This is a genomic window from Pantoea phyllosphaerae (assembly GCF_051025595.1).
Classification (GTDB): Bacteria; Pseudomonadota; Gammaproteobacteria; order Enterobacterales; family Enterobacteriaceae; genus Pantoea.
In genome coordinates, this window is the sequence record NZ_JBPFDE010000012.1 from 80,884 (window position 1) to 97,490 (window position 16,607).

Genomic DNA, 16,607 nt, shown 5'->3' on the forward strand with positions numbered 1-16,607 from the left:
ATTAGGGTGTAGCCTTATGCGATATGCATTTTTGTTAAAAATACCGCACCGAATAATTTATGAGGGAAACGATATGGCAAGGAGGCAGATTCTTTCTCTGTCGGAAAGAGAATCATTACTGGCATTACCGGACGATGAGTTAACGCTGACACGAATGGCGTATTTTAGTGAGCATGATCTGGCGCTTATCAGTGCTCACCGTAAACCCGCCAGCCGTTTTGGTTTTGCCGTCCTTCTTTGCTATCTGAAAAATGTCGGCTTTGCACCGGACAAAAAAATCCCACCCTCTGATGCGCTGCTGAAGCATATCGCCAGCAGGCTAAAACTTCCCGGGGATCTCTGGCCTGCTTACCTTTCCGGCAGGAAAACCACGCGACGCGAACATTTAACCGAACTGTACCGCTATCTTGGCGTAAAAGCGTTCACCGGCAAAATACAGCAGGACTGTATTACACACCTGCTGCCGATGGCGACGCGCACTGATAAAGGTGTTCTCCTGGCCGAAGAACTGCTGCTCTGGATCCGGAAGAACAACGTGATAATCCCCGCGATTGATGTCGTGGAGCGTACCTGTGCGCAGGCCATGGCTGGCGGCGACAAAATCGTATTTCAGACCCTGAATGCCCCGTTAACTCCGGAGCACAGGGATGCCCTGGATCGTTTACTTGAGTCCTCAGATAATCAGTCCTCCAGACTGACATGGCTTCTGCAACCGCCGGGTAAAATCAATGGTAAGAACGTGCTGCAACACCTTGATCGGCTCAGTAGCATTGAATCGCTGGCATTACCGGAAGGTATAGATCGTACCATTCACCAGAACCGGTTGCTGAAGCTGGCGCGGGAAGGCCGAAAGATGAGTAGCCGGGATTTGACACGATTTTCAGCAGCCCGGCGTCATGCAATCCTGGTGTGCGTGCTGGAAGAAGCCAGAGCCACACTGACAGATGAAGTGATTGAGCTGCATGAACGCATGCTGAACAGCCTGTTCAGCAAAGCCAAAAGAACCCAGGCTGAGCGTCTTCAACAGACCGGAAAGCTGATCCAGTCAAAACTGAGGCAGTACATCGATGTCGGCCAGGCACTGTCTGATGCCCGTGATTCAGGTGGCGATCCATGGCTCGCAATAGAAAACATACTGCCATGGCCTCAATTTGTCGCAAGTCTGGAGGAAACTCGCCATCTCGCCAGGAAAAATAATTTTGATCCGCTACATATTATTACTGAGAAATACAGCACATTACGGAAATATGCCCCGCGCATGTTGTCCTCTTTACAGTTAGTCGCCACCCCGGCAGCACAACCTCTGGCTGATGCGCTGGTTGTGATCAAGGATATGTACCGAAAGCAGTCACGTAAAGTTCCGGCGACAGCGCCGCTTAAGTTTGTCCCTGTAAGCTGGCGCAAAGTGGTGATTACACCTGCGGGTATTGACCGGCATTACTATGAATTTTGTGCGCTCAGCGAGCTTAAGGGTGCATTGCGCTCCGGGGACATCTGGGTTAAAGGCTCACGCCGCTACAAAAACTTTGATGATTACCTCATTCCCGAAAAGGACTTTGACAAACTCACTCCGGCGCTGCCCCTGCCCGTATCTGCTGATTATCATGAGTACATTACCAGCCGTATGACCCTGCTTCAGTCCAGACTTGAAGAGGTCAATGCCATGGCTGCCCTTGGTGAGCTGCCCGATGTGGAAATATCTGACAGGGGAGTAAAAGTCTCTCCGCTGGATAACTGCGTACCGGTGCAGATTTCACCGCTGGCAGAGCTGGTTTACAGCATGCTACCGCGCCCTAAAATCACGGAAATTCTCGATGAGGTAAACAGCTGGACGACGTTTACCCGACATTTTTCGCATATAAAAAATGACATCACCCGTCCCGATACCCGCCTGCTCCTCACCACCATTCTTGCGGATGGCATCAATCTTGGTCTGACCAAAATGGCAGAAGCCTGCCCAGGTAGCACCAAATCATCACTCGAAGATATTCAGGCATGGTACATCCGCGACGAAACCTATTCAGCCGCTCTTGCTGAGCTGGTTAATGCACAGGGGAAAAGACCACTGGCGTCATTCTGGGGAGACGGGACAACGTCATCATCAGATGGACAGAATTTCAGAACAGGCAGTTCAGGCCGCTACGCAGGGCAGGTTAACCCGAAATATGGGCAGGAGCCTGGGCGTCAGTTTTATACCCATATTTCGGATCAATACAGCCCGTTTTACACCTGCATAATCAGTCGGGTCAGGGATTCAACCCATGTCCTCGATGGCTTGCTGTATCACGAAAGCGACCTGGAAATCAGGGAGCATTACACCGATACCGCGGGTTTCACCGATCATGTCTTTGCCCTGATGCATCTGCTGGGATTTGCGTTCTGTCCGCGAATCAGGGATCTCCACGACAAGAAGCTGTTTATCAAAGGGAAAGCGGACCAGTACCCGGCGCTTCAGTCACTGATATCAACGACCAGTCTGAATCTGAAAGATATTGAACTTCACTGGCGTGAAGTGCTGCGTCTGGCAACCTCGATAAAGCAGGGAACCGTGACGGCATCCCTGATGCTGAAAAAACTGGCCAGCTATCCCAAACAAAATGGCCTGGCAAAGGCGCTGAGAGAAATTGGCCGCATTGAGCGGACGCTGTTTATGCTCGACTGGTTCCGCGATCCGGTACTTCGTCGGCGGGTCCAGGCGGGACTGAATAAAGGAGAAGCCCGTAACGCGCTGGCACGCGCGGTATTCCTGCACCGTCTGGGTGAAATCAGGGATCGTAAACCGGAAAATCAGAGCTACCGCGCCAGTGGACTGACGCTGCTGACAGCGGCTATCTCGCTGTGGAATACCGTCTATATGGAAAGAGCGGTCGATGCCCTGAAGCGTAAAGGGGTGAAGATCAACGAGCAACTGCTGTCACATTTGTCGCCGTTAGGCTGGGAGCATATCAATCTGACAGGCGATTACATCTGGAAAAGCAACAGAATACCGGCCTCCGGTAAGTTTCGTCGGCTGAGGTCTGCTAAAGTTGAAAGGTCAAAAAACAACCTTAACGTACAATAATTTTCGATATCCAAACTGACCCCATCAACAGCGACGTCAGCCTGACCGTGGACATGGGCAGTTTTCACATCTGGATCGCCCGTTATCTTTACAGCTTCCGGGCGCGTCAAATCATGATTTCCAACGGGCAGCAGACGATGGGCGTGGCGCTGCCGTGGGCCATCGGCGCCTGGCTGGTGGATCCGTCGCGCAAGGTGGTGTCGGTCTCCGGCGACGGCGGGTTTTTACAGTCGAGCATGGAGCTGGAAACCGCCGTCAGGCTGAAGGCCAACATTCTGCACATTATCTGGGTCGACAACGCCTACAACATGGTCGCCATCCAGGAGGAGAAAAAGTACCAGCGCCTCTCCGGCGTCAACTTCGGCCCGGTTGATTTCAAAGCCTATGCCGAAGCCTTCGGCGCGGCCGGGTTTGCGGTGAACAGCGCGGCAGAGCTGGAGCCGACGCTGCGCAAAGCGATGGATGTGAACGGGCCGGCTGTGGTTGCCCTTCCCGTCGACTACCGCGACAACCCGCTGCTGATGGGGCAGCTTCATCTCAGCCAGCTGCTCTGAGTTAACCTTAAAAGGATAGCGTTATGAAAAATAAAGTGGCTTTTGTTACCGGGGCCGGTCAGGGCATCGGCGCGGCGATTGCGTTACGCCTGGCGAAAGATGGCTTTGCCGTGGCGGTCGCCGATTATAATGTTGACACCGCGCAGCAGGTTGCGGAGGCAATTACCCGCACCGGCGGCAAGGCGGTTGCGTTACAGGTCGACGTCGCCCAGCGCGACCGCGTCTTTGAGGTGGTCGAGGAGGCGAGACGCGCGCTGGGCGGCTTCGACGTGATAGTGAATAATGCTGGCGTCGCGCCTTCGACGCCAGTTGCCGATATCACCGAAGAGGTGGTCGATAAGGTGTATAACGTCAACGTGAAGGGCGTCATCTGGGGCATGCAGGCGGCAATCCAGGCGTTCGCTGCAGAGGGCCACGGCGGGAAGATTATCAACGCCTGCTCTCAGGCGGGTCACGTCGGCAACCCCGAGCTGGCCGTATACAGCTCCAGCAAGTTCGCGGTGCGCGGGCTGACGCAAACGGCGGCTAAAGATCTGGCGGCGTCGGGCATTACGGTTAACGCCTTCTGTCCCGGCATTGTAAAAACGCCAATGTGGGAAGCGATCGACAAGCAGATATCGGATGCGGCGGGCGAGCCGGCGGGGTATGGCACGCGAGAATTTGCCAAACGCATTACGCTGGGGAGGTTGTCCGAGCCGGAAGATGTCGCCGCCTGCGTCTCTTTTCTGGCGGGCCCCGACTCTGACTATATGACCGGGCAGTCTCTGTTAATCGACGGCGGTATGGTGTTTAACTAACCCCGAAGTCGCCTGCCTTCTGCCAGTGCTGAATGAGAGCAAATCACTTTGCTCTCGATTCAGCACCTGTCAGCAGGGTTATTTAGGCAGTGCGTAAACCACGACCTGGTCGCCGACCTGGTCTTTCAGTATGGTGTTGCCGCCAGCGACAAAGGCGACGTACTGGCGTCCTTTGTATTCATACACCGAGGGGTTTGCCACGGCTGGCGCTTCAACCTGATCGGACCAAAGCTCCTCTCCGCTCGCCAGCGAATAAGCGCGGACTTTCGCGTCCATCGAGGCGCCGATAAAGATGACGCCGCCAGCGGTGACCGCCGGGCCGCCGATCGTCGGCGAACCCCAGCTTTCCGGCATAAAGAAGCCGTACTGCTGAGAGGCGCCAACCGGACGTCGCCATTTCACGTCGCCGGTGTGCATATCCAGCGCGACGATCTCGCCAAACGGCGGCTGCCAGCACGGCATGCCGAGCCAGTTGTTCGCCACGTTCAGACGCATCCCGTAAGGGGCGCCCTCCTGCGGAGCGAATCCGCTCTCATTGCCCGCGTCTTTATCTGCCTTATTGTAATCCTCACGGCTGTAGAGCTTGACGTACTGCACGATGTGCGAGGTATTTACCACCGCAATCTGATTCTGCGGATCGAAGGCGACGCCGCCCCACTGCACGCCACCGGCGCTGTCAGGATAGGTTAACGCCCCCTCGCCTTTGGTGGTTGGCGGCGTATACATGCCCTCGTAGGTGAGCTTATCCCAGAGACGCGAGCACTGTCCGGCGCCCACGATATCGGCCAGCTTCCAGATTTCCGGTTTTTTTGACTGATCGAGCAAGGGTGCTGGTTTGGTCGGGAACGGCTGCGTCGGTGAAAGTTTCTCGCCCTGTACAGAGCCGTCGCCCTGCGGAACCGGACGCTCCTCAATCGGCCAGACATCCTCGCCGGTCAGACGGTTTACGACGAACAGGAAACCCTGTTTGGTCGCCTGGATAAGCGCCGGGATCGGTTTGCCGTTGACCGTGATGTCCATCAGCGTCGGCGCGGAGTTAATGTCGTAATCCCAGACGTCGTGATGCACCCACTGGCGCGACCAGACCACTTTGCCGGTGTTGACATCGAGCGCCGTGGTGGAGGTGCCGAGCGGAATGGCGTCGACGCGGTTGCCGCCCCAGTAGTTAGGCGAAGGCGAAGAAACGGGCAGATAGACCAACCCGTGCGCCTCGTCGGCGGACATATGGGTCCAGACGTTGGCGGTGCCGGTGCGCTTTCTGATGTCGGCAGGAATGGCGTCAAAAGTCCACTCGCGCTGACCGGTTTCGGCATTGATGGAGAAGACGGTGCCCGGAGGCGCTTCGGCGTAGGCCCAGTCTTTACCGGCCCAGCCGACAATCAGATGGTTGCCGACCACGGTGGGCGGCTGCAGCAGCGACAGCGGGAATTTCGCATTCAGGGTGTTCCACTGATTGACGTTCAGCACTCCCTTATCGGCAAACTTTTCGCACGGTTTGCCGGAGTCCGCATCCAGCGCATAGAGTTTGCCGTCAACGGTGCCCATATAAACGATCTTCTGGCAGGCCTGCCCGGCGACCGGGTTTTTCGCCTGCCAGTAAGAGACGCCGCGGTTCTTTAGCACCGGCTGGGTCAGCGCTTCGCGCGGGGCCTTGGTGTCGTAATGCCACTTCTCTTTGCCGGTGCCGGGATCGAGCGCAATCAGCCGATCGAAAGGCGTGCCGATGTAAATCGTATCGTTGGCGAACACCGGCGTGGCAGACCAGACGGTGGCGGGCGTTTTGCCTTTGCCGTCGGAGACGTCGCCGGTGTGAAACTCCCACACTTTTTCCAGCTTGCTGACGTTATCGGCCGTGATCTGCTTGAGAGGGCTGTACTTCTGGGCGTTAAGCTGGCCGTGGAAGCTATCCCAGGTCGCTTTTTCCGGCACCAGCGGCGACGCCGTATTAGCCGCGGACGCGACCTTGTTGCCATCCTGTGCAGTAGAGGCTTCTTTGGTGGTATTCGTGGTGCCAGGCGACTGCTGATCGGCGGCATCCACATTAAGCTTCTCCTGCGTTCCCTGAGAAGCTTCGGCGGCCTTATCCTCGGCCTGTAATGTGAGTGGCGTCATCAACAGCGCGAGCGCCGTCATGCTGACTTTCATCAGCTGCTTTTGTTTATCGTTATGCACGGGCAATTCCTCAGGCTCTGGCGGGTGTGGTGTGACGGGCGGGACGGCGGCCGAGCAGGATCAGGCCAGCCAGCCCGAGTACCATGGCGGCGGTAATGATCCCCTGATGGAGCAGCAAGGCGGCAAAGCCAATCCCTGCCAGCACAATCAGCGTCACGATGCCCCAGAAAATGCGCGCGCCGCGGCCTGACGAGGCGCGCAGGATCAGCGTCAGCAAAGCCAGCACCACACTGGCGATGGCCACGCCGAGCGCGCCGATGGTGCCGGTGACGCCAGTTAAAGGCGTCAGCCAGGCGTAGAGCGCCAGCGCGAAGCCGATTGCGGCCGCCAGCAGGAGCAGCAGCGTGCCGGCGCGTGAGGGTTGAGAATGCAACATAGCGGCAAATCCCCTGTAAGAATAAAATGATAAAAGTCAGTCGCTTCGTTGTGTCTGAATGCGCTGCCACGCGAGCGGCGAACCTGAACGCGGCTGAACTTTCCGGTAAACGCGGTGAAGTATAGATGAGAATGATTTATTCGCTTTTTGTCAGAGGGTGAATCCAGCGGCGGGCGTAAACAATGCACGTGGCTAACCATTCTGACCTGAACATAATTAATGTATTATGCGTGACTGACCTTTGCCGCTGGCGCTGATATCCCTCTTAACTATGCGAAAAACTCAATCAGGCGCTTCCGGCGTCGCCCTGTTAAAAACCTCCCTCGGCAAAAGCATGGCCGTGTTTTTGCTGCTCACCAGCCTCTTCGTTGTCGCCATTAACGCCTGGTCGTTATGGAATTCCTGGCAGCAGACGGTGGGCGAAAAAAACGACGACGCCCGCAACCTGTCAGTTTCGCTGGCGAAGCAGGCGGAAGACGCCTTTTTGCAGGTGGATATCACCCTGGCGGATGCGGTCCGGCAGCTTCGGCAGCGAGGAAATGAGTACGCCGCGACGCCAGCTTTCCTGCACCAGCTTAAAGAGCAGCAGGCTAAGCTTCCGCAGCTGCACGGACTGTTCATCTACGATACCGAGGGGCACTGGATCGCCTCATCCGGCAATTTCGTGCCGACCAACGCCAGCAATGCCGATCGCGACTATTTCATCTGGCATCGCACCCATAACGATACAAATTTGCTTATCAGTCGGGTCATACGCAGCCGCTCAACCGGCGATCTGGTGATCCCTGTTTCCGTTCGCCTGAACGACAGCCAGGGTAATTTTGCTGGCGTCGCGCTGGCCACCGTACGGGTTGACTATTTCCGTCAGTATTACAGCTATTTCGCTCTGGGTAATAAAGACACCCTGGGGCTGATCCTGGCGGATTCCTCTGTCTTATATATTCGCCCCTTCCCTGACGCCTTTATCGGCCGGACGCTGGCATCCAGCCCGCTGTTCAAAACCGAGCTTAAGGCCGCCTCGAGCGGCAACGCCATCTGGCGCTCTACGCTGGACGGCGTGGTGCGTGTGTTTGGCTACACCCGGCTGGAGCGCTATCCGCTGATCGTGACGGCGGGCTACGACCGCGACAGCATTCGTCGGGAGTGGCTGGCGGGCAACCTGGTGAATCTGCTGCTTAATCTGGCGCTGCTTTGCGCTATTACCGGCATGGGGATCATGCTGCTTCGCCAGGTCGGTACCAACGTCAGAAATCAGATTGAATTAACCTATGTGCGCGATGAGCTGACCAACATCAATCATACGCTGCAGTCGCTGGCGCTGGTCGACGGCTTAACTGGCCTGGCCAACCGGAGACAGTTTGATGCGCTGCTCGAGCAGGGGTTGCTGAAGTCGCTGAAAACCGGCGACCCGATCGCGCTGATTATGATCGACATCGACTGCTTTAAAGGCTTTAACGATACGTACGGACATGTGGCGGGCGACGAGTGTCTGCAGGATGTCGCCCATGCGCTTAAGAGCAGCGTCCATTTTCACGGCGACGTGGTGGCGCGCTACGGCGGTGAAGAGTTTGCGATTATCATGCCGAACACCAACGCATCCGAGGCGAAAATCGTGGCTGAGCGGGCAGTGAAGCGCGTGCTGGAGATGGGTATCGCGCATGAAAGTACGGAGGTTTCGCTGGGTATCGTGACCATCAGCGCTGGCTACAGTTCGCTGGTTTCTGAGGGCAAGTCGGCAGAGGCGGAACAGCTGAAAAAAGAGGCCGACCGCGCGCTTTATCAAGCCAAGCGCAGCGGCCGGAATCAGGCGAGCGGTCAGAACTGACCGCCCGGCGGCGCCCCCGCGAGAGGGGGCGCGACTTAAAGCATGCCGTAGATCAGCGCCGACACCGTGAGCAGACCGCCGACGACGACGATGGCCGACATGCCACCTCGCAGCATCTGCAGCTCTTTTCGGGTGTAGACCAGCCAGGCGGGAATGACGAACAGGAAGATCGCGATCAGTGGCCCGCAGACGGTTTCAATCAGCGCAATCACGTCCGGATTCCAGTAGGCCACCGCAAATGACACCGCAAACATCAGCGTAAAGGCGACCGCTTTGGCCTTCTTACGCATGGATTCCTCTTTCAGCCCGGCAGCGTCGCCGATCAGCGTAGCGAAAGTTTCGGCGACCGGCAGGCATACCCCCAGAAACGATTTGGTCATCGCTACCATCGCAATAAAGGGCGCAACGATGAACAACAGGCCTGCGCCACCGTTGCCTTCCATCACCGAGAGCACGTTCAGGTTCTGCGTCTTGGCTGCAAAAAATACCTCGCGCGGCATGCTCAGCACACAGCTCAGCACAAAAAAGATAATGCTGAAGAAGATGGCGCAGTATGCCAGACGGACCACGCGTACGGCTTTTTGCTCGCCGCCCTTCCCCTTTTCCTGATAGTAAGAGGAGAGCGGCGACATCATCGGCGCGGAACAGAACGAGAAGGTGATAAGCGGGAGCGCCAGCCAGAGCGCCTTCAGCGACTCACCAGCCGGCGCGACTGTGGTGTCGCGCAGCGCCTGCGTCAGGTTTGACAGATGCCAGGACGGGATCTGCATCATGGCAATCAACAGCAAAGAGAGGGCAAAGGGGATCGCCAGCGTGCTCATGGTGCTGACCACGCGGTCGCGGCCTTTGCTTAACACCAGATAGATCAACGACACCGCGATAAAGGCCAGCGCCGCGCGGTTCAGCGCGGCAAAATGCAGGCGCGTGGTGACATAGTTATCTAACGCGTTGACCAGCGAGACGACGTAGACCAGCGTGACGGGAAAATGAGCCACGCAGAAAAAGATCTTGATGCCCTGACGCCCTTTTGGGCCGAAGAATTTACCAAACAGCGGAAGTTCAGCGTTCTCCGCCTGACGATCGCGCATAAAGATGCGACAGATCAGCACGTGTGGTATCAGCGACAGCGGCAGGCCCAGCAGCAGCATCATAAAAAATACCAGCGGTCCGCGCGTTCCTACCTCGACCGGAAGAAATAATGTGCCGGCGCCCACCGTGGTGCCGTATACCCCCATCATCCAGATGGTATCTTTCAGCGACCAGGATGGTCTGCTTGCTACTGCGTTTTCCGTACTTGCTTGAATAGTCATTTTCACACTTAAGGTTGCTGGTGGTTTGAAGGCCGGACATCCGCGCCAGACCAGACACATGATAAGGCGGCAGATTGTCTGGTAAAAAGAGGAACAGGCCAAATGATTTCGGTCAAAAAAGAAGGGATGTTTACGTCTGGCTCGACAAACGCGAGGGGAGGCAAATCCCGTCAGCCTTGCATCGCGTATTCAAGCTGCCCGCGTACAAATGAGGTTTTTACCTCATTTGTGCGATAACGTTGATGCTGAAACCCTCTTTATAGTGCTCTCAGATTGATCTGTAAGGAGCACGGTTCTGATGAATGCACATATTCGGTTAGGTATCAGCCCTCTGAGCTGGACCAATGATGTACTGCTCGATCTGGGCGACGCTATTCCCCTTGAAACCTGTCTGAAGCAGGCCGCGTCTGCTGGCTATCAGGGTATTGAACTGGGCAGGAAATTCCCCCGTACTGTCGACACATTGGCCCCTCTGCTGCAGGAGGCCGGTCTTCAGCTCGCTTCTGGCTGGCACAGCGGTTTTCTGGCCGATCGCAGCGTTGCAGAGGAGGTTGCGGCCGTACAGTCTCATGCGGAGTTGCTTAACGCACTGGGTGCACAGGTGATGGTCTACGGCGAGTGCGGCAGAATGCCAGGCGGTCATCCACTGGATGAGCGGCTTTCTCTTTCACCGGCGCTGACTTGTCTGAATGTCGATGATTATGCTGAAAAAGTAAGCGAGTTCGCTGATATTTTGCAGAGCCGATTCGGCCTGAAACTGGCTTACCATCATCATCTGATGATGCTGGTTGAACAGCATCATGAACTGGAAGCGTTTTTGACAAAAACCGCCGACAGCGTCGGCCTGGTGCTGGATTCCGGGCACGCTTTCGCCGCTGGCGTTGACCTGGCACAAATCATCGGCAAGTTTGGCCACCGCGTGGTGCATATCCATCTGAAAGATGTCCGCGCAGATATCCTGCATCGGGTGCAGAGAGAGGACCTCAGTTTTAATGAAGCGGTACGTGCCGGACTCTTTACGGTGCCTGGCGAAGGCTGCATCGATTATTCCCCGCTGATTACTTTCATTACAAATTCAGGCTATCGGGGCTGGCTGATTGTGGAAGCCGAACAGGATCCGCAAAAAGAAGAGCCGTTTGCTGCGGTCTCCCGGGCGTTTCGCTGGACACAAAACACCTTTCCACTCTTCTCCTCATCAGAGGAAGTTGCACAATGAAAGATACACTCAATATTGGATTAATCGGCTCGGGCTTCATGGGGCAGGCGCATGCTGATGCTTACCGTCGTGCAGCAATGATCTACCCCGGCCTGCCAAAACGCCCCTGTCTGTATGCACTGGCCGATCAAAATCAGGCTCTGGCTGACGCGAATGCGAGGCGTTTCGGCGCAGAAAAAGCGTACGGGAACTGGCGTGATTTGATCAACGATCCGCACGTTGACGTGGTGGATATTACCTCGCCCAATCACCTGCATTATGAAATGGCGCTCGCCGCGATCGCGGCCGGTAAGCACGTGTATTGTGAAAAGCCGCTGGCCGTCAGCACTGAAGAGGCGCGGCAGATGACCCTTGCAGCAGAAAAAGCAGGCGTTAAAACGATGGTGGCCTTTAACAACATCAAAACGCCCTCGGCACTGCTTGCGAAACAGATTATCGACCGCGGCGATATCGGTACGCCGATCCGCTTCCGGGGAACCTTCGATCAGGGCTTTTATAATGACCCGGCGCTGCCCTGGTCCTGGCGCTGTTCTAAAACGCTGGGCGGTAGCGGTTCTCTGGGCGATCTGGGGGCCCATACGCTTTCCGTTGCGCAGTTTTTAATGGGCGGGATTAGCGAAGTGACTGCCAGCGCGCAGACTTACCTGCGTCAGCGTCCGGTTCCTGAGGTGGACGCCGGTTATGCCAGTCGTATCAATGAGCAGGCAGAATGGCGCGACGTTGAGAATGATGACCAGGTTCAGTGCCTGATCAGTTTTGAAAGCGGTGCCAGTGGTGTTATCGAGGCATCACGCCTTGCCGCTGGCCGCATCTTTGGTGTGTTCTGGGAAGTCTCTGGTACCGAAGGCACCCTCTATATGGATGGTGAACGTTTCAATGAACTGCAGGTTTATCGCTTCAGGGATGACAAGCACGATCGTGGCTTTAAAACTCTGTATGCCGGCAGCCAGATCCCGGCCTATGCCGGCTTTTTTGGCTTCGATTTTGGCGGCGGCGGGCTCGGCTATTTTGATGTGAAAGTCATTGAGGTCCATGACCTCGTGCAGGGTATCTGCGGCGACGGCGATTGTTATCCGAACTTTGCTTTTGGCCTGCAAAATCAGCAGATCCTGACAGCCATTGAGGACTCCATTGTATCCCGTCAGTGGGTTGCTGTAGCCGGTCATAGCTAGTCAGCGCGGCAAGCAACCACGCTGTTTCCGCCCTCTTACCGCTCGCGACGGCCTTCTGAAAAGTCGATACCTGTAGGGCGCTGAAGCACTGGCTGGCCGCTGGACGATTCCGGCGGCCGTCAGCAACATTGACGGAATGCTGGCAATCAGGGCGCTGAATCTGTGCTGCATCAGGAACCCCAATGAAAACCACCACTCTTGAAAAGCTAGCAGAACAGGCTGGCGTGAGTCTGGCCACGATCGACCGCGTACTGAATGAACGAGGCGGGGTTTCTCCCCGTACTACACAAAAAGTGCTTAAGGCCGCGCGTGAAGCCGGGCTGAAGCGCATTCTGCCTGAAGAGCACCGGCAGGCCTGGCAGATAGAGGTCTTGTTAAGCGGCAACGACGCCTTTTTTTTCAGGCAGCTTGCCAGCGATTTTTCCGCCATAGCAACGGCCCTGGGGTATCGCCGCATTGTGCTGCACCGCACTTTTGTTCCAGAATCCTGCCCGGACAGGTTGGCTGTACTTATTGAAGAGCGCAGCAAAACGCGTGATGCACTCATTGTTTTTGCGCATGAACATCCGGCTGTCTACCAGGCACTGCAATGCTGTAAACAGCGTGGCGTCCCGGTGGTGACCCTCGTGACGGATCTGCCCGGCGCACAAAGGCTGTGTCACGTTGGCATAAACCAGCTTCAGGCAGGCCGTACCGCAGGGCTGATGATGGGGAGCCTCATTAAACAGCGTGGAGAAGTCATCGTGGTAAGTGGCCGGATTGAGTATCGGGCGCATCAGCAGCGGGTTCAGGGGTTTCGCGACGTTCTGGAGGAGCGCTTCCCCGAGGTTAAATTACGCGAAGTGCTGGTCGGGCAGGAAAGCCGTATTACCATTAGTAAGCTGCTGGAAAAGCAACTCATGCAAGCGACTCAGGTGGCAGGACTCTATAATACCGGACTGGGTAATACGGAAATCAGCGAGGCGTTAGCCCGCCATCGACTCACGCACACCTGCACTCTGATTACGCATGAACTCTATTCCACCACAAAAGCGCTGTTTGCCAAAAAAGCGCTGGCGCTGACTGTGGATCAGAACACGGCGCGTCATGCGCAGCTCTCGGTCGATATCCTGCTGAATTACCTGGAGCAGGGGAAAACACCAGAGGAGTATCACAGCGGCAATGTGACATTCATGCTCTATACGCAGGAAAACGCCCTTTGAGGAATGAGAGACTCAATGCCGCCCCACCTTCCGCCTCCGCGTAAATTTCACTCTCACCTGCCAGACATGTTTTTAATTATGGCCTGTCAGGCGCGCGAAAGCTTAACGGTCGAAGACGAAAGCACGCCACCGCGGCGGCAATAGTTTAGTTACATCACTCTATAATCAGGTTTCACTACTTCGACCCTTCGGGTCGAGCGGCGGCGGCTTGCCAGGAGGGGCAACCGGGAATCAGGTACGGCTCAGAAAGCAGGTTTTTTCTCAAAGAGCGCACATAATAACCGTGGCGCTCGGTTACCCTGCTGCCAATCTGATACAGGTATGATGTAACTAATTGAGAACCCTGCCCCGTTGGTTTCATTCACTGTATTCGCCGATGACCCCGGCTTCTTATACATAAGACTATACTCTGCCCGGTTATAAAAGATCCTTTGTCTTCACCCATCAGAAGTGGAAGTTCATTCTGCTAACGAGCGCTCTATTAGTCAGCGTGCAATGCTTCACTTTCTGGTTTCAGCTTTTCCACGCTGTGCATGAGACTGGCGCGCTGCTGCGATACAGTATCTTGTCGAGACAGGAACAGGCTATTTCGCCCTGATACTGAAACAGGACAGGCGGCGACTGACTGATTTAATCCAGTTTTTTCCGGCGTTTTTCTGAATACATCACGCTGTCGCTCTCTTTAATCATCTCCATTAATGAGCTGTATTTGTCAGCGCTACCGTTGATCACGCCATAGGAGTAGTTGATGTTATAAGGCTTACCTGATTGCTGATTCCAGGCATTCAGGTTTTCGCGCAGTTGGTTCTGGAAGCTTGCAGGCTCTCTACCGCTGGCAAGCAGCACAGCGAACTCGTCGCCGCCCAGCCGTCCGATAACATCCCTTGGTCCCATGAGCTGACGCAGCTGCGCCGAAAAAACGCTGAGCACCTCATCGCCTTCGGCATGACCCCACATATCGTTGATGGGTTTGAACTTATCCAGATCGAAATAGAGAATACTGAACGCGCTGCCGCTGCGCTGATACTCCTGGAACCGTTTCTCGCCACTGTGGTAAAAGCCGCGCCGGTTAGGAATATCGGTAAGGCTGTCGGTCATCGCCATGTTAATTACCTGAAATTCATCTTCCACGATGAATGCGAGATCTTTAAGCGAGGCAATATCTTCATCGGGAAAATCACGCGGTTCGCTGTTAATCAGGCATATTGTCCCGACGACTGCGCCGTCAGGCAAATGGACCGGGTAACCTGCATAAAAACGGATATAGGGCTCACCTGTCACCAGGGGATTATCATGGAAGCGTTCATCAACCCGGGCATCCCTGATAATCAGCGGTTCTTCCTGCAGGATCGCGTGAGCGCAAAAAGAGATATTTCGTCTCATTTCCCCTCCGCTAAGCCCCTGAGAGGCCAGCGTCCACTGGCGATCGCGATCAATGAGGTTAATCATCGCTACTGGCACCTGGAATAGCCTCTGGCCAATCCGCGTCAGTCGTTCAAAGCGCTCATCATCTCTGGTATCGAGCAGATCAATCATATAAAGCGACCTCAGTCGCTCTTCTTCCTTTTCCGGAATACCAGGAAATTTCATTTTGACTCCAACATCATTATTAATATGCGTATCATTTTTTCAGCCAGCGCTATGCTGGCAAACAATGCATGCTATTAAACGCATGAACAGAGAAATTAAAGCGCCCTTTTCCTTTTCTGTACTTCTACCTGGGTCCAAAAATCTGGGCCATTTCTTTAAACATGCCAGCTATCCGCGCTTGTCGACCAGATCCTTGGTTCATTCTCACAATACAGATTCACGTAAACATCTGAGCGAGCCTTTTAAAGACCATCCTCTCATTTTTCATTTATAAACTAAACGCCATGCCAGGCCGATCTTTCAGAAGCGTATCAATCATCTGTACGATGCGCCTGATACGCCACGGAACAGAACGCGCATCGGGAAAGACCGCATATAAAAAACGATCCGGCAGACGCCACCCTGGCAGCTCCCGGGCCAGCTTACCAGACTGCAGGGCCTTTAACGCCAGCGGCAGCTGCATATGCACTTTGTCACGCCACTGCTGTTCTCTGGGCCGCAGCTGGCTTTCGACTTCCTGCATAAGCGCTGGCGCTACGCCCTGGTGTGGTAGGCAATGCAGCGCCTGACAATGCGATGAATCTGGCGCTGAGTATTGCCCTCTGTGCCTCACTATGCACAGCCGAAGGATTACACCCTGGTTTCCCTGGCTCGGCGAGAATCTGGAGCAGAATTGTTGAGCATACCGATGCGGCGCTGTTGGCAGAGGCGACGCTGCGGGCTGCCACGTCGCCCGCTGCCAGCAATCAGGCTTATACCGTTACCAATAGCGATACCTGGCGCTGGAGTGAACTCTGGCCGCTGATTGCGTGCTGGTTTGAACTGAGATACGCGCTGCCGGTAAGCCACTCTTTCCAGCAGTTGGTCACAGGCTATCGCATCGCCCGACGCTCGATGGCTGAACAACATAAGCTGCGGGAAGCAGATATTCTGCGGCTTAATGATGGGCTGTTCGCAGATTTCGTTTTCAGTTGGAACGACATATTCGGCGATGGCAGTAAACTGCGCCGGGCTGGTTTTACACGATATTTCGCAACTGGCGAAATGTTTTGCAGCTTATTCTCTCAGCTCAGAGCCAGCCGCATTATTCTCTGATGATTCGTTGCGGTTATCCTTGCAGTGCCAGCGCTGATAGAGCGCTGGTCTCTTCTCTGCGTCTTTTACCATTTGTATTGCGCGGCAATTCCTTTGCACGCCCTGTTAATCGCAATGCTGAACCTGCTGCTCTGAACCTGTGGGCTGTACACTCTATAGTTTTTTGTTCCGAGAGTTGTTGTGACCAGAGACCTCTGAAGTCAACGGGAATTTCAACTTGAAATAATTAACAAATAT

The 16,607-nt window shown here is 55.2% G+C and carries 10 protein-coding genes and 3 pseudogenes; 8 read left to right on the forward strand and 5 right to left on the reverse strand.

The window, feature by feature from the left end:
- The first annotated feature begins 73 nt into the window (after window positions 1–73).
- The 3 genes and pseudogenes from ACR6A7_RS15990 (at window position 74) to ACR6A7_RS16000 (ending at window position 4,412) form a co-directional block, all read left to right on the forward strand.
- On the forward strand, window positions 74–3,061 hold the full coding sequence (locus ACR6A7_RS15990; RefSeq protein WP_434126085.1) for a Tn3 family transposase: 2,988 nt from the start codon (window positions 74–76) through the stop codon (window positions 3,059–3,061).
- 17 nt (window positions 3,062–3,078) lie between these two features.
- A pseudogene (locus tag ACR6A7_RS15995) lies at window positions 3,079–3,615 on the forward strand (thiamine pyrophosphate-dependent enzyme); the annotation flags it as partial.
- 23 nt (window positions 3,616–3,638) lie between these two features.
- Complete coding sequence (locus tag ACR6A7_RS16000) at window positions 3,639–4,412, forward strand: (S)-acetoin forming diacetyl reductase (RefSeq protein ID WP_434126001.1); 774 nt, start codon at window positions 3,639–3,641, stop codon at window positions 4,410–4,412.
- 78 nt (window positions 4,413–4,490) lie between these two features.
- Here ACR6A7_RS16000 and ACR6A7_RS16005 read toward each other — a convergent pair whose 3' ends face one another.
- Both ACR6A7_RS16005 and ACR6A7_RS16010 read right to left on the reverse strand, forming a co-directional pair.
- Window positions 4,491–6,545, reverse strand: coding sequence for a pyrroloquinoline quinone-dependent dehydrogenase (locus tag ACR6A7_RS16005; RefSeq protein ID WP_434126087.1), 2,055 nt, complete (start codon window positions 6,543–6,545; stop codon window positions 4,491–4,493).
- 49 nt (window positions 6,546–6,594) lie between these two features.
- A complete protein-coding gene (locus ACR6A7_RS16010; protein WP_434126002.1) occupies window positions 6,595–6,960 on the reverse strand; it encodes a hypothetical protein in 366 nt (121 codons plus the stop codon).
- A gap of 271 nt (window positions 6,961–7,231) precedes the next feature.
- Between ACR6A7_RS16010 and ACR6A7_RS16015 the strand changes: the two genes are divergently transcribed.
- Complete coding sequence (locus ACR6A7_RS16015) at window positions 7,232–8,785, forward strand: sensor domain-containing diguanylate cyclase (protein WP_434126003.1); 1,554 nt, start codon at window positions 7,232–7,234, stop codon at window positions 8,783–8,785.
- 35 nt (window positions 8,786–8,820) lie between these two features.
- Here ACR6A7_RS16015 and ACR6A7_RS16020 read toward each other — a convergent pair whose 3' ends face one another.
- Entirely contained in the window at window positions 8,821–10,095 is a 1,275-nt protein-coding gene (locus tag ACR6A7_RS16020; protein ID WP_434126004.1) for an amino acid permease, read from the reverse strand.
- Between the two features lie 295 nt (window positions 10,096–10,390).
- Between ACR6A7_RS16020 and iolE the strand changes: the two genes are divergently transcribed.
- From iolE to ACR6A7_RS16035, 3 genes are all read left to right on the forward strand, one after another.
- Complete coding sequence (iolE, locus tag ACR6A7_RS16025; protein WP_434126089.1) at window positions 10,391–11,311, forward strand: myo-inosose-2 dehydratase; 921 nt, start codon at window positions 10,391–10,393, stop codon at window positions 11,309–11,311.
- Window positions 11,308–12,483: a Gfo/Idh/MocA family protein gene (locus ACR6A7_RS16030; RefSeq protein ID WP_434126005.1), complete on the forward strand. Its 1,176-nt coding sequence runs from the start codon at window positions 11,308–11,310 to the stop codon at window positions 12,481–12,483. The genes iolE and ACR6A7_RS16030 overlap by 4 nt, the downstream gene beginning before the upstream one ends.
- A gap of 182 nt (window positions 12,484–12,665) precedes the next feature.
- Window positions 12,666–13,685: a LacI family DNA-binding transcriptional regulator gene (locus ACR6A7_RS16035; RefSeq protein ID WP_434126007.1), complete on the forward strand. Its 1,020-nt coding sequence runs from the start codon at window positions 12,666–12,668 to the stop codon at window positions 13,683–13,685.
- A gap of 630 nt (window positions 13,686–14,315) precedes the next feature.
- Here the strand turns inward: ACR6A7_RS16035 and ACR6A7_RS16040 are convergent.
- Window positions 14,316–15,275: a GGDEF domain-containing protein gene (locus ACR6A7_RS16040; RefSeq protein WP_434126008.1), complete on the reverse strand. Its 960-nt coding sequence runs from the start codon at window positions 15,273–15,275 to the stop codon at window positions 14,316–14,318.
- Between the two features lie 268 nt (window positions 15,276–15,543).
- A pseudogene (locus tag ACR6A7_RS16045) lies at window positions 15,544–15,738 on the reverse strand (LysR family transcriptional regulator); the annotation flags it as partial.
- Between the two features lie 68 nt (window positions 15,739–15,806).
- On the opposite strand from ACR6A7_RS16045, the pseudogene ACR6A7_RS16050 reads away from it, so the two are divergent.
- Window positions 15,807–16,370, forward strand: a pseudogene (locus ACR6A7_RS16050) (Rossmann-fold NAD(P)-binding domain-containing protein); the annotation flags it as partial.
- Window positions 16,371–16,607: the final 237 nt, after the last annotated feature.

Coding starts and splice junctions, on each gene's coding strand:
- ACR6A7_RS15990 (WP_434126085.1), top strand. CDS start 74: ATGGCAAGGAGGCAGATTCTTTCTCTGTCGGAAAGAGAATCATTACTG.
- ACR6A7_RS16000 (WP_434126001.1), top strand. CDS start 3,639: ATGAAAAATAAAGTGGCTTTTGTTACCGGGGCCGGTCAGGGCATCGGC.
- ACR6A7_RS16005 (WP_434126087.1), bottom strand. CDS start 6,545: ATGACGGCGCTCGCGCTGTTGATGACGCCACTCACATTACAGGCCGAG.
- ACR6A7_RS16010 (WP_434126002.1), bottom strand. CDS start 6,960: ATGTTGCATTCTCAACCCTCACGCGCCGGCACGCTGCTGCTCCTGCTG.
- ACR6A7_RS16015 (WP_434126003.1), top strand. CDS start 7,232: ATGCGAAAAACTCAATCAGGCGCTTCCGGCGTCGCCCTGTTAAAAACC.
- ACR6A7_RS16020 (WP_434126004.1), bottom strand. CDS start 10,095: ATGACTATTCAAGCAAGTACGGAAAACGCAGTAGCAAGCAGACCATCC.
- ACR6A7_RS16030 (WP_434126005.1), top strand. CDS start 11,308: ATGAAAGATACACTCAATATTGGATTAATCGGCTCGGGCTTCATGGGG.
- ACR6A7_RS16035 (WP_434126007.1), top strand. CDS start 12,666: ATGAAAACCACCACTCTTGAAAAGCTAGCAGAACAGGCTGGCGTGAGT.
- ACR6A7_RS16040 (WP_434126008.1), bottom strand. CDS start 15,275: ATGAAATTTCCTGGTATTCCGGAAAAGGAAGAAGAGCGACTGAGGTCG.